This is a genomic window from Gluconacetobacter tumulisoli, assembly GCF_014174155.1.
In the GTDB taxonomy this organism is placed as follows: Bacteria; Pseudomonadota; Alphaproteobacteria; order Acetobacterales; family Acetobacteraceae; genus Gluconacetobacter; species Gluconacetobacter tumulisoli.
Window position 1 is genome coordinate 130,248 of sequence record NZ_JABEQM010000011.1, and the last position, 13,566, is coordinate 143,813.

Annotated in this window: 11 protein-coding genes; 6 read left to right on the plus strand and 5 right to left on the minus strand. The window is 67.3% G+C overall.

All coding sequences use genetic code 11. From position 1 onward, the window contains the following. Positions 1 to 116 precede the first annotated feature (116 nt). The 3 genes from HLH28_RS13725 to HLH28_RS13735 all read left to right on the plus strand — a co-directional run bounded on the left by HLH28_RS13725 (position 117) and on the right by HLH28_RS13735 (position 3,482). On the plus strand, positions 117 to 1,070 hold the full coding sequence (locus HLH28_RS13725) for a LysR family transcriptional regulator (RefSeq protein WP_182960135.1): 954 nt from the start codon (positions 117 to 119) through the stop codon (positions 1,068 to 1,070). Between the two features lie 134 nt (positions 1,071 to 1,204). Next, entirely contained in the window at positions 1,205 to 2,710 is a 1,506-nt protein-coding gene (locus tag HLH28_RS13730; RefSeq protein WP_182960182.1) for an ABC transporter substrate-binding protein/permease, read from the plus strand. 46 nt (positions 2,711 to 2,756) lie between these two features. Next, entirely contained in the window at positions 2,757 to 3,482 is a 726-nt protein-coding gene (locus HLH28_RS13735) for an amino acid ABC transporter ATP-binding protein (RefSeq protein WP_182960136.1), read from the plus strand. Between the two features lie 116 nt (positions 3,483 to 3,598). Here HLH28_RS13735 and HLH28_RS13740 read toward each other — a convergent pair whose 3' ends face one another. Beyond that, on the minus strand, positions 3,599 to 5,281 hold the full coding sequence (locus HLH28_RS13740) for an OprO/OprP family phosphate-selective porin (protein WP_408869851.1): 1,683 nt from the start codon (positions 5,279 to 5,281) through the stop codon (positions 3,599 to 3,601). Between the two features lie 438 nt (positions 5,282 to 5,719). Between HLH28_RS13740 and HLH28_RS13745 the strand changes: the two genes are divergently transcribed. Genes HLH28_RS13745 through HLH28_RS13755 form a run of 3 tightly spaced genes read left to right on the plus strand, consistent with a single transcriptional unit; the run spans position 5,720 to position 9,560 of the window. Then, complete coding sequence (locus tag HLH28_RS13745; protein ID WP_220790093.1) at positions 5,720 to 6,439, plus strand: gluconate 2-dehydrogenase subunit 3 family protein; 720 nt, start codon at positions 5,720 to 5,722, stop codon at positions 6,437 to 6,439. Beyond that, complete coding sequence (locus tag HLH28_RS13750) at positions 6,439 to 8,214, plus strand: GMC family oxidoreductase (RefSeq protein WP_182960138.1); 1,776 nt, start codon at positions 6,439 to 6,441, stop codon at positions 8,212 to 8,214. The genes HLH28_RS13745 and HLH28_RS13750 overlap by 1 nt, the downstream gene beginning before the upstream one ends. Beyond that, a complete protein-coding gene (locus HLH28_RS13755) occupies positions 8,211 to 9,560 on the plus strand; it encodes a cytochrome c (RefSeq protein ID WP_182960139.1) in 1,350 nt (449 codons plus the stop codon). The genes HLH28_RS13750 and HLH28_RS13755 overlap by 4 nt, the downstream gene beginning before the upstream one ends. A 73-nt stretch (positions 9,561 to 9,633) precedes the next feature. On the opposite strand, the gene pstS is transcribed toward HLH28_RS13755, so the two are convergent. From pstS to phoU, 4 genes are all read right to left on the minus strand, one after another. Further along, positions 9,634 to 10,638 (minus strand): phosphate ABC transporter substrate-binding protein PstS, encoded by a 1,005-nt coding sequence (gene pstS / locus HLH28_RS13760; RefSeq protein WP_182960141.1) that lies wholly within the window; start codon positions 10,636 to 10,638, stop codon positions 9,634 to 9,636. 79 nt (positions 10,639 to 10,717) lie between these two features. Then, positions 10,718 to 11,977, minus strand: a complete 1,260-nt coding sequence (locus tag HLH28_RS13765; RefSeq protein ID WP_182960143.1) for an ATP-binding protein — start codon at positions 11,975 to 11,977, stop codon at positions 10,718 to 10,720. Positions 11,978 to 12,048: 71 nt separating this feature from the next. Beyond that, positions 12,049 to 12,771 carry a phosphate regulon transcriptional regulator PhoB gene (gene phoB, locus HLH28_RS13770; protein WP_246396184.1) on the minus strand — a complete coding sequence of 241 codons (723 nt, stop codon included), beginning with the start codon at positions 12,769 to 12,771 and terminating at the stop codon, positions 12,049 to 12,051. Between the two features lie 23 nt (positions 12,772 to 12,794). Continuing rightward, positions 12,795 to 13,490, minus strand: a complete 696-nt coding sequence (gene phoU, locus HLH28_RS13775) for a phosphate signaling complex protein PhoU (RefSeq protein WP_182960145.1) — start codon at positions 13,488 to 13,490, stop codon at positions 12,795 to 12,797. Positions 13,491 to 13,566: the final 76 nt, after the last annotated feature.

The following is a 13,566-nucleotide window of genomic DNA, read 5'->3' on the forward strand; positions in this document are numbered from 1 at the left end:
CGCCATTTCCACCCGCCGGATGCTGCCTGCGTCCGCCATGGATCACCGGCGCGGGGTCGTGGTAAGCAGGTCCATGCCGCCCCGGCCGGGGTCACCCCAGATGCAAGGACACCCGTTTGCCCGCCACCCGGCACGGCACCCATCCGACACGCGCCGCACCCGGATTCCACGGCCAGCTGGCCGAAGTCGATCTGCGATTGCTGCGCGTCTTTCGCACGGTGGCGACGCGCGGCGGCTTCACGGCGGCCGAAATGGCGCTGGGCAAGAGCAAATCGTCCATCAGCATCGACATCTCGTCCCTGGAAAGCCGCCTGAAGATCCGGCTGTGCCGCCGGGGCCGCGGCGGCTTCGCCCTGACGCCCGAGGGGCAGCAGGTGCTGGACGCGACCGAAGACCTGCTGCGCGACATCGACCGCTTCCGCGACCGGGTGAACGTCGCCAGCGGCATCCTGTCCGGGCGCTTCACGCTGTATGTCATCGACAATCTCCTGGCCTATGGGGACACCGCCATCGTCCGCGCGCTGGAACTGTTCGCGCGGCGCCACTCGGGGATCTTCATCGACATGACCTCCGCCCCGGTCACCGAGATCGAACATGCGCTGCTGGACGGCCGGGCCACCGCCGCGGTGACCCTGATGCCGCGCGCGCAGCCAGCCCTGTCCTCGACGGGCCTGGTCTCGGAAACGCTGCATCTCTATTGCGGGCGGCGCCATCCGTTCTTCGATCGCGCGGAGGCGCCGCTGACGCTGGCCATGCTGGAAGACCAGCGCCTGATCGACGTGTCCGACGCCGCGACGGCCCCGGGCTGGCCCGCCATCCGTCGGCGACTGACCTTCTCGGCCGCCGCCGAGACCATCGATTCCCGCGCGATGCTGATCATGACCGGGATCTATCTCGGCTTCCTGCCCGACGCCTTCGCCACTCCGCTGGTCCACGGCGGGCAGCTGCGCCGGCTGGCCTGCGACGACCTGCCGCCGCTGGTCACCCAGCTGCATTTCGTCGTGAAGAAGGACGCCGATACCGGCCTGATGACGGACACGTTCCGCACGATCCTGGATTCCACATGCTAGGAATGCCCATGCACGGCACCCCCCTGCCCCCACATGCCGCGCATCCCGCTACGCGGCGCTCCCGCCCGGCCGATCCGTCGCTGAAACGGTTGCGCGCCCGCAGGCTGCCGTGGGTCGCCCTGCTGTGGACCTGCATGGTACTGGGCCTGGCGGCGGCACCCGTCGCACGCGCGCAGCAGGCCCCGTCCTTCGCCGCCGGCGGCCTGACGGTCTGCACCAACCCGACCCTGCCGCCCATGACGTTCGTCAACGGCACGGACGGCAGCGACCTGGCGGGCGTGGATATCGATGTCAGCCGCCGGCTGGGCGCGTACTGGCATGTTCCGGTGACCTTCGTCTCCATGGATTTCGTCGGCCTGTTCCCCAGCCTGGAGGCCGGGCGCTGCGGCATGGTCATCAGCGGCGTCGTCCGCCAGGCGGCGCGCGAGGTGAAATTCGACGCCGTGCCGTACCAGCCGACATCGCTGGTCGTGGTGGCGCGGGCCGGCACCGCGCATGTGACGTCGATGGCCGACCTGTCGGGCAAGGTGCTGGCGGTGGAATCCGGCACCAGCTATGCCGCGCGCATCGCACAGGAAAACGTGGCCCTGGCCGCCGCCGGCCGGCCGGCGATCGAAATCCAGCAATATCCGACCGAGGACCAGGTGGTGCAGCAGGTCCTGATCGGCCGGGCCTTCGCCTTCGTCAGCCAGGATGTCGAACTGGCCTTCCGCCAGACCCAGCTGAACGGCAAGGTGTCGGTGATCTTCCAGCCCGACTACCCGGAATACCGGAATTTCGCGATCTATATCCGCAAGGACGCCCGCGACCGCGCGGCGCTGGAGGGCGCGATCGCGGCCCTGCGCGATGGCGGCCAGATGACGCCGATCCTGCAACGCTGGCGGATCATGCCCGGCGGCGGCGACATGCAGGCGGGAGACCAGAAGGCGGTATCGGGATTCAACTGGCGCACCTTCGCCGCGGCGCTGGTATCACCGGCCTTCGCGCGGGGGGCGGCGATCACCCTGGCGATGGCGGTGCTGTCGCACATGACCGCCATCGGGCTGGCCGTTCCGATGGCGATGGTGATGAACGGGCGCGACGGGATGCTGAAATCCGCGATCCGGGCCTATGTCGCGCTGTTCCGCGCCGCGCCGACCCTGTTGCAGCTTCTGTTCGTGTGGAACGCCCTGCCGCAGTTTCTGCCGGTCTTCCGCGAATCCTGGTTCACGCCGTTCCTGGCGGCCTGGATTTCGCTGTCGATCAACGAGGCGGCGTACCAGGTGGAGATCAACCGCGCGGCCCTGCAGGCGATCGACCCGGGACAGGCGCTGGCCGGCGATGCGCTGGGCATGACGCGGATGCAGGTCTATCGCCATATCATCTTCCCGCAGGCGCTGCGCATCGCCCTGCCGCCGACGATCAACGAATTCATCAGCCTGATCAAGACGACGTCGCTGGCCTCGGTCATCTCGTTGCAGGAATTGCTGGCGGTGACGCAGATCAACGTCGCGCGCACCTTTGAATTCACCGAATATTACGCGGCGGCGCTGATCTACTACCTGCTGATCGTGTTCTTCTTCCTCTGGGTCCAGAAGCGCATCGAGCGGCGCTTCGCCTGGGCCGACCGCCTGAAGGCCACCAGCCATGCCGCAGCCTGACGCCGCCCCGATGCCGTCTCCAGGGTCGTCCCCGGAGGCATCCCCCATGATCGAAGTCCGCAACCTGCAGAAATCCTACGGCGATTTCGCGGTCCTGCGGAACGTGTCCTTTACCGTCGCGCGCGGCGAGAAGATCGTGATCCTGGGCCCGTCGGGATCAGGCAAATCGACATTGATCCGCTGCTTCAACCGGATCGAACCCCATGACGCCGGCGAGATCACGATCGACGGCGAACGGATCGACCAGAAGACCGAACTGACGCGCCTGCGCTGCATGGTGGGCATGGTGTTCCAGAACTACAACCTGTTCCCGCACCTGACGGTGCTGGAGAACTGCGCGCTGCCGCCACGGGTGGTGAAGGGGGCCGGCCGCGAGGACGCCGAGGAACTGGCGATGAATTTCCTGCACCGCGTCAACATCGCCGACCAGGCCCGCAAATATCCGATCCAGCTTTCCGGCGGCCAGCAGCAGCGCGTGGCCATCGCGCGCGCGCTGTGCATGCAGCCGTCGGTGATGCTGTTCGACGAACCCACCGCCGCCCTGGATCCCGAGGCCGTATCGGGGGTCGCCGACATCATGGCCAGCCTGTCCGCCGACGGCATGACGACGCTGTGCGTAACTCACGAAATGGGCTTTGCCCGGCGCATCGCCGACCGGATCATCTTCATGGACCAGGGCCGCATCCTGGAATCCGCGCCGCCAGAGGTGTTTTTTACCCAGCCCCGGACCGAACGCGCGCGCGATTTCCTCAGCCAGATGATCCGCTACTGACCGATCGCGGGAAAACCGCGCGCCGCAGGCCCCGTCAAACGAAAAAAGGCCCCGCCACACGTGGCGAGGCCCCTTCCGCGCCGGCCCTTCCATACGGAAGGGCCGGTGCCGTCCTGTCAGAACGCCGCCTGGATACGTGCGGCGAACGAGTTGAGGTCGCGGCCGTTCGTGGCCCACGAGGTCGGGCTGTGGCTGAGGAGGATACGGTTGTAATCCACCATCACGCGGAAATGGCGGTTCGGATACCAGTTCAGGCCACCCGACCAGATCGTTTCCCGACCGCCCATACCGGTCGTGCCGGCGCCCTTGTCGTTCAGGTCGGTCACGCTCCAGCGGCCGGAGAGTTCCAGCGCGCCCCACTGGCCGGCTGCCGGATTGAACTCACTGACCACGCCCGGCGCGCTGAACGCGCCTTCCTTGATATTGTAGCGGCGGCCGGTCCCGAACAGGGTGTAGTTGCCGGCCACATAATAACCCTGGAAATTATAGCTGGGCAGATACGCATTGGCAGTGGTGTGCGAACGGTCGACGCCGATATGGTAGTATTCCGACTTGATCAGGAAATCCTTGTAGCGGATGCCCAGTTCCGGACCGGCGGCCCAGATGTCGGAGACGTTGTTCAGCGCGGCGGCGACGCCGTTGGCACCGAAGTTCAGTTCCGGCGTCTCGCTCAGCGTCCCGTAATTATAGGCGCCGCTGTTGGTGCCGCTGGTGCCGACCAGGGTGGGGTGGAAGGCGCTGATGGCCGACACGCCCATATGGACGTCGACGTCCTTCGTCACGATCGGGCGCCCGGCAAAGCGGAACGTGCCGCCGGTCTGGCTGTCGATGGTCGCGCTGTTCGCCGCACGCGCACCGTAGGACTGGCCGGTGAAATAGGCCCCGATCCACCAACGCTTGTCGTAATGCATGCCGCCGACGCTGAAGCGGGCGTCGCCCGCCGCGATCTTGCGGACCACGTCGGTGATGCCCGGACGTTCCATCATCATGAAGTCGTTCGAGCTTTCGGAATCTTCTTCCGTGACGCGCGGCTGGAAGTAACCGACCGTCAGCACCGTGTTCTTGAAGCCGGCATAGTTCAGGTTGGCTTCATACAGGTACTGGGCCGTGGCGCTGCCGCCGGCGGCCATTTCGTTGGAACCGCCGAAATCCGGCGTCACGTTGGCCACCCAGTCCTTGTAGCGCCACGAGAAGAAGAGACGCATGCGGCGCGTGTTCTCGGTAAAGCCGGGCGCCCTGCCCGTCTCGTTGCCGCGCGGCGCACCCTGGCCGAAGAAGCCGCCGAAATCCTCGTGGAAGGCCAGGCCGACCGAGAATGCATAGGCGCCGTCGTCGGTCGAGAAGGTCGGTCGGCCGCCCGGGAAGCCGATGCGCACGCCACCGACATGCACGCTTTCTTCCTTGGCGTTCGCCGCCTGGAATTCCAGCCAGGACGATACGATACCCCGGTCCGGCGGCGGGGTGCCGACACCGGACAGGCTCTTGCCCAGGCCGCTGCCGGGGGTCACCGCATCGCCGATGCGGATGTCATGCGCCATGCCGGGGGAAATCTGGGCCCGGCGGGCGGCCTCGGCCACACGCGCGCGGCGGACATCGCTGACATTGGTTTCGGTCTCGCCCAGACGGGCCTTCAGGACTTTGATCTGGCCCCGCATTTCCTGCATTTCACGGCGCAGCTCTTCAAGCTGCGGGTCCCGTGCACCAGCTGCCGAGGCAGAGTGAGCGGCAAACGTGGAACCCAGAAGCGCGGTCGTGCAAAACAGGGCGGACAATGTGGATCGAAGCTGCATCTCATCCATTCCGGAGCTGGAAGATGGCGGCTTCGTAACCTGACCCCATTATTTTGCGTGTGATGGTTTCATCATGATTTCATGACGCTTTGATGACAGTCGTGCGACGGCCGATCGTTACGCGGAACATGCCACCTATCTCTTCCAGGCCGGGCGACCGACGGGGGAACGGTCGCCCGAAATCGTGGCATATCGTCGCGGATTTCAGGAAAATCCTGCCGTATCCACATGCAGATGCAAAAAAAAGTGACTTATTATTAAAATGAATATTAATCATCCATTTTCCGTGTCGTGCGTTGAAGGGGGCGCAACCACGGAAAGACGCCTGCAGTGACTGATCCGGAGCCCCCCCTTCCTGCCCCATCCCGCCTGACCGGACCGGATCCGTCGCCCCATCCAGCAGCAGACCGTATCCCCGCTCCCCCGCACCCTCGCCGCCGCAACATATTGCAGGGCGTCCTGGCGGCGCTTCCGGCGGCGGCGCTGGCGCGCCACGCCGACGGGCAGACGACTCATCCGTCCGAACAGCCCGTCAATCGCGATAATCTGGGCGGCCGCAGTGTCCCGGCCGCCAGTCAGCCGGCGCGTGACGACTACCATCCCGCCTTCTTTACCCAGGCCGAATGGCATTTCCTCAATGCCGCCTGCGACTGCCTGATCCCGCCCGACCATATTGGCCCGGGTGCGGTCCAGGCCGGCGTTCCCCAATATATCGATCGGCAGATGGCCACGCCGTGGGCCGCGGGCGCCGAATGGTACATGCAGGCGCCGTTCTTCGACGCCAAACCCGAATTCGGCTACCAGTCGCGGCTTACGCCCCGGCAACAATATCGCCTGGGTATCCGGGCGATCGATCAGGCCTGCCGGCAGGAGGCCGGCTCCCCCTTTGCCGACATGCCGGCCGAGCACCAGGTCGATATCCTCAGGCGGATCGAAAGCGGTGCGATCACGTCGCCCGACCTTTCGCTGCGCCTGTTCTTTACCTCGTTCCTGCTGGCGAATACGCGCGAAGGGTATTTCTGCGACCCGATGTACGGTGGCAATCGCGGCATGGAGGCCTGGGCGATGATCGGCCACCCCGGTGCGCGCGCCGATTATCTGGATTGGGTCGGGCGTGACGGCCCCTACCCCTACGGCCCGGTCGACATTCATGGGGATGACGCCTGATGCCGACCACGATGAAGCCGGTCGACGCCGTGATCGTGGGGTTCGGCTGGACGGGGGCCATCATGGCCATGGAATTGGCACAGGCGGGGCTCAACGTCGTGGCGCTGGAGCGCGGCGGCCCTGCCAACACGGTTCCGAACTGGGCGTATCCCAAGGTTGTCGACGAAATCGCCCAGTCCGTGCGCCACGGGCTGCTGCAGGACCTGTCCGTTTCGACCGTCACCATCCGGCATTCGCGTGACGAAAGGGCCGCGCCCTACCGGCAGATCGGATCGTTCAAGCCCGGAACCGGGGTGGGCGGCGCGGGAATTCACTGGTCGGGCGTACATTCCCGCGTCATGCCGGAGGAACTGCGCTTCCGCAGCCACATTACCGAACGGTACGGCGCGTCCTTCATCCCCGCGGACATGCAGCTTCAGGACTGGCCGGTCTCGTACGACGATCTCGAACCGCATTTCGACCGTTTCGAATATGTCTGCGGTACGGCCGGCGAGGCCGGCAATATCGGTGGCGTACGCACCGGCGGCGGCAATCCGTTCGAGGCCCCCCGTGCGCGGGGCTTTCCCCTGCCCCCGCTGGCCGATCCCCCCACGGCCTCGCTGTTCGCCAAGGCGACGCGGGAACTGGGCTATCATCCTTATGCGCTACCTGCCGCCAATGCCTCGCGCGCTTACACCAATCCCTATGGCTGCCAGCTCGGTCCATGCAATTTCTGCGGGTTCTGCAGCGATTACGGATGCATCAACTATTCGAAGGCCTCGCCCCAGACGACCATCCTGCCCGCCCTGTTCCGCATGCCAAACTTCACCCTGCGCACGGATGCCCATGTCCTGAAGGTGAATGTCGACGATACGGGCCGGCGCGCCACCGGCGTCGTCTATGTCGATGCCCAGGGGCGCGAGGTGGAACAGCCGGCCGCCCTGGTCGTGCTGGCCGCTTTCCATCTGCATAATGTACGCCTGATGCTGTCCTCCGCCATCGGCACGCCCTACGACCCTGTGACCGGCCAAGGCACGGTCGGACGGAATTTCTGCTACCAGTTGATCAACAGCGTGAATCTGTTCTTCGACAAGTCGATCTATATCAACCAGTTCATGGGGGCCGGCGGCGTCGGGCGCGCCATCGACGATTTCTATGGCGACAATTTCGATCACGCCCAGGCCGGCTTCATCGGCGGCGGCGTGATGTGGGGGCGCCAGACGGGCAACGGCCCGGTCCGAGGCATCCCGCTTCCGCCCGGCACGCCACACTGGGGCAGCGGCTGGAAGCAGGGCGTGCGGGACCATTACCTGCATAGCGGCCGGATCGAGGCGCAAATGAGCAACATGGCCTATCGCGGCTGCTATCTCGACCTCGACCCGGTCTACCGCGATGCCTACGGCACCCCCCTGCTGCGGATGACGCTGAACTGGCAGGACAATGAACTGCGCATGTCCGAATTCTTCGGGCAGAAACTGTCGCAGATCGGCCGGGCCATGGGCGCGCAGGCGATGTCCGGACGCATCCTGAAGCGGGGCGACAACTGGGATACCCGCCCGTACCAAAGTACCCACATCAACGGCGGCACCGCCATGGGCGCCGATCCGCGCACCAGCGTGGTCAACCGCTACCTGCAAAGCTGGGACGTACCGAACCTGTTCGTCCTGGGCGCCAATGTCTTTCCCCATGGGGTGGGATACAACCCGACCGGCCTTGTCGGCGCCCTGACCTATTGGGCGGCGGCCGGCATTCGTTCGATCTACCTGAAGAACCCCGGGCCGATGGTGTCGACATGACGGACCCCGCGCGGACAAAAGGGCGACTGGCGGCGGCAGGGGCCCTTCTCTCCGCCCTGGGGATCGCCGCCGTCGCGGCAATCGTGCTCCACCGGCCGGAGCCACGCCTCGCGATGGCGATGACCGGGACCGGCGACGCCCGGCATGGCGCCTATGTCGCCGTCCTCGGCGACTGCGCCGCATGCCATACGGCCCCGGGGGGCACACCCCTGACCGGCGGGGTGCCATTGGAAACCCCGATGGGCGTGCTCTATTCCTCCAACATCACGCCGGCGTCGCGGACGGGAATCGGTCGCTATACGTTCGTCGACTTCGTCCGGGTCATGCGGTACGGCGTACGCCCCGACGGTACGCGGCTCTATCCGGCAATGCCCTACACGGCCTATGCCCGCATGTCGGATGGGGACCTGCGCGACCTGTACGCCTATCTCCGCCAGGACGTCGTCCCCGTCGAACAGGCTACCCGGCCGTCGACCATGCGCTGGCCATTCGACATGCGCTGGCCGCTGGCGCTGTGGAACCTGGCCTTCCACCACCCGGCCCCTTTCCGGCCGGATCCGACGCGTGATGCGCAGTGGAATCGCGGGGCCTATCTTGTCACGGGGCCGGCCCATTGCGGAACCTGCCATACCCCGCGCGGGCTCGCCTTCCAGGAGGCCGGCCTGGACGAACATGCGCAGCGTTTCCTGTCGGGCAGCGCCTTCGCCGGTGCCTCGCCGGTCGACCTGCGGGGCGATGGCGCGGTGGCCGGCTGGCCGGCGGCCGACATTGCGACGGAACTGAAGACCGGGAGGAATCGCGCCTCCGCCGTCAGCGGCCCGATGGGCGAGGTCGTGGAGCATAGCACCCGGTACATGTCCATGGCGGATCTGGACGCCGTGGCCGTCTACCTCAAGAGCCTGTCCCCGGCATCCGCCGGCCGCCCGCTCCGCTTCGCGCCCTCCGGCGAAACGATGGCGGCCTTCATGGCCGCCCGCCCGGCCGGGCGCGGCGCGCGACTTTACATGGACAGTTGCGCCGCCTGCCATCGCCTGTCGGGGCTGGGCGAGGAAAATACGTTTCCCCGCCTTGCCGGCAATCCGCTGGTCCTCGAACGCAATCCGGATTCCCTGATTACCGTCGTTCTGGGCGGCGCGCGCATGCCGTCCACGGCGGGCGCGCCGACCGGGCTGGCGATGCCGCCTTTCGGCTGGCGCTACGGCGATGCCGACATCGCCAAACTTGTCACTTTCATCCGCACGGGCTGGGGCAATAACGCACCGGCGGTGTCCGAGGGCGAGGTGCGTGCCGTCCGCCGCCATTTGGCCGACACCATGGCCTATACCCAGCCCCAGTCGGGGCAGTAGGACGCGCGTTCGTCCCGGACGACAACGTCCGGGACGACCACACGATCCGCCGATGCCGGCGATCCGCGCCGATTTACCAGGCCGCGCGGATCGACGTCTTCACCGAGGCCGGCAGGACGACATAGTCCAGGCCACGGGCGATGCCATCGCCATGATCGAAGGCCCAGCCGAAGAATTTGCGAACGGCCGCGCCCTGGGCGGCGTCCTTCGGCTGCTTGGGTACCAGCACATAAGTGGCCGAGACGATCGGCCACGCGCCCTTGCCCGCCGTGTCCAGCAGGTTGACCGCGAAATTGGAAGCCCCCTTCCAGTCGGCGGCGGCGGCGGCGCGCGAGAAGCTGTCGAGGTTGGCGGTCACGAAGTCGCCGGCCTTGTCCTTCAGCTGCACCGTCGTCATGTGGTTGCGGCTGGCATAGGCGTATTCGACATAGCCGATCCCGCCCTCGGTGTTGCGCACCGACGCGGCAACGCCGTCATTGCCACGCGCGCCCACGCCGCCGGGCCAGGAGATCGAGCTGCCGGCGCCCGCGCCGTCATGCCACGCCTGCGAGGCCCCGGCGAGGTAGGAGGTGAACACGAACGTCGTGCCCGATCCGTCGGCGCGATGCACGGTGGCGATCGGCAGGTCCGGCAGGGTGACGCCCGGGTTCAGGGCCGTGATCTTCGGATCGTTCCACGACGCGATGTCACCGGCATAGATCCCGGCCAGGACCTCGCCCGTCAGGCGCAGCTTGCCGGCGGCGACGCCGGGGATGTTCACGACCGGGACGATGCCGCCCATGACCGTCGGGAACTGGAACAGCGCGCCCTTTTCCAGCTTGGCGGGATCCATCGGGGCGTCGGACGCGCCGAAATCGACCGTGCCGGCCAGGATCTGGTTCTGGCCCGCGCTGGAACCGACGCTCTGGTAATTCACGGCAATGCCGCTGGCGCTGCGGCCGGCGGCGCCCCATGCCTCATAGATCGGGGCGGCGAAGCTGGAACCAGCGCCCGTGATGTCGGCCGCATGTGCGGCGGAGAGGGCGGCGGGGCTGGCCGCGAGCAGGACGACGGCAAACACTGTAACAGGATGACGCATCGGGTTTCCGATCCCCTGGACGAATATGAAATTCCGGCCCAGGCGAACACGCGCGGCATCCCCCGGACCCGGTTTCGTCCTAGCCCGGATCGGCCAATTGAGGGCGTGATGTGTCTGTGACAGTTTCGTGACGGTTCGATGACAGGCCATCGCCCAGCGGAAACCAGACGGTGAAGGACGTTCCCCACCCGACGACGCTGTCGATCGCCAGCCGCCCCAGATGGCGGTCGATGATGTGCTTGACGATCGCCAGCCCCAGCCCGGTACCGGTCCGGCGCGCGGCGGTGCCCTCGACCCGATAGAACCGTTCGGTCAGGCGCGGCAGGTGCCGGGCCTCGATCCCCGGTCCGTTATCGGTAACGGTGAAGGCGATTCCCGGCCGGGCGGATCCGCCTTCGCCCGGGGCGGTCAGGCGCACGCGCAGCGCGATCCGCACCGCGCGGTCCCCCGCGCCCGACCCGTACTTGATCGCGTTCTCGATCAGGTTCAGCAGTACCTGCACGACCTGGTCCGCGTCGCCCGGAAAAGCCGGCAGACCGCCCGGCGCCTCGACATGCAGCGTGGCCGGACCGCCCGCCAGCAGGGGCGCGGTCTCGTCGCGGACGCGCGCGATCGTCTCCGCGGGATCCACCTGCCCGCGCGGCTTGCGATGCTCGCTCATCTGCACGCGCGACAGCATCAGCAGGCGGTCCAGCAGGCGCTGCATCCGTGCCGCCTGCGCCGCCATGACGCCCAGGAAGCGTTGCTGGGCCTGCGGATCATCGGCGGCGGGGCCGCGCAGCGTCTCGATAAACCCCATCAGCGCCGCCAGCGGGGTGCGCAATTCATGGCTGGCATAGGCGACGAAATCAGTACGCATGCGTTCCACCGCGTCCTGTTCGCTCCAGTCCAGCAGGGTCGCCAGCACCACGGATTCACCGTGCGACAGGCGCACGCGCCGGAATTGCCCGCGCACCGCGCGGCGCACCGGCACGTCCAGCAGCATGTCGACCTCGCCGCTGTCGCCGTCGCGCAGGCGCAGCAGGACCGATTGCGCTGCCGGATGACGGATGATCGCGCCCAGGCTGTCGCCGAACAGTTCCCATGCCCCGGGCCCCGCATGCAGGATGCGCCCGCCGGCATCCAGGACCAGGATCGCGGCCGGCACCAGGTCCAGCGTCTCGATCAGCCGCGCCAGCGCATCCGCCGACGGCGGGGCGGCGCGAACGGGGTCGATATCGGCCTTCGGCACGAAATCGGCGCGCCGGCCGACGCGGGACGCCGTGACCCGCCAGGCCATCGCCACCGCCGCCACCAGCGCCGCCCCCGCCAGGATATTCTCGGACCCGAATCCGGCCATGCTCATACCTTGCCTGTCGCCCGATCCTTACCTGGTCCCGGACATGAGGGACCTTGCCCCTGGCCAGCCTCTCAGGGGCGGGGGTCGTCGAGGGCGTAGCCCGCCGCCCGGACGGTACGCACGATGTCGGCTTCGCCCGGCCCGTTCAGGGTCAGCCGCAGGCGGCGGATATGCACGTCCACGGTCCGCAGTTCGACATGCACGCCGCGTTCCCATACCCGCTGCAACAGATCCTCGCGCGAGAAGACCTGCCGGGGATGGCGCAGGAAGAACTCCAGGATCCGGTATTCCGTCGGTCCCAGCGTCAGCGTACGTCCGTTGCGTTCCGCCCGGTGGGCCACGGTATCCAGCGTCACGTCGGCGAAACGCAGCGTATGGTCCGCCGGCGGCACCCGCCGCAGCAGGGCGCGGATTCGCGCCTGGAGCGCCTCGATACTGCACGGCTTGACGACGTAATCGTCGGCGCCGATATCCAGGCCGCGGATATTGTCGGCCTCTCCCGCGCGGGCGGTCAGCATGATGATCGGCAGCGTTCGCATCGCCTCCTGCTCGCGCAGGCGGCGGCAGACATCCAGCCCCGACAGGCTGGGCAGCATCCAGTCCAGCAACACCAGGTCCGGGCGGCGGAGGGCGACCTGCGCCAGCGCCGAGGGCCCGTCCTCGGCCACGCCGACCTCATATCCCAGTTTTTCCAGATTGTAGCGCAGCATCATCAGCAGCGCCTCGTCATCCTCGACCACCAGGATGTAGGGCTTGCGCGCCGTACCGTCCGCATCCGTCATCGTGCCTGACATTCCCCGGTCCGTGCCCCGCGCCGTCACACCACCGCGCCGCCGCGCGGCCGCACGACGGGCAGCAGGTCGCCGGTGGCGGCGTAATAGACCCGTTCGGCGATATTGGTCGCGTGGTCGCCGATCCGCTCCAGGTTCTTGGCGATGAACAGCAGATGCGTGCAGGAGCGGATCGTGCGGGGATCCTCCATCATGTAGGTCACCAGCTCGCGGAACATCGCGGTATACAGCTCGTCCACCACGGTATCGGACTGCCAGACCTCCACCGCGCGCTCGCTGTCATGCTGACCCATCGCATCGATGGCGCGGCGCAGGTTTTCCTGCACCAGGCGACCCATGTTGCGCAGGCCGCCCAGCGAGATCCGGCCGTCCGCCGGGTCCAGCCGCAGCGACCGCCGCGCGATGCTGGCCGCGCAATCGCCGATCCGTTCCAGGTCGCCGGTGATCTTCAGCGCCGACACGACCTCGCGCAGGTCGCCCGCCAGGGGGGCGCGCAGCGCCAGCAGGCGGATCGCCAGCGCCTCGACATCGCGCTCCAGCGCGTCCACCTGCGGATCGCATTCCGAGGCCCCGGTCGCCGCATCCTCGTCACGATCGACGATCGCCGCCATGGCCAGCGTCATCTGGCTTTCCACGATGCCACCCATCCGCGCCATCATCGCCCGGATCTGGTCCAGCTCCTGCTCGTAGCTGCTGACGGTGTGTGCGTGTTCGCGTGGCACGGTTTCCACTCCCTGTTTCAGCCGAAGCGGCCGGTGATGTAATCCTGCGTGCGGCGTTCGCGCGGCGCGGTGAACA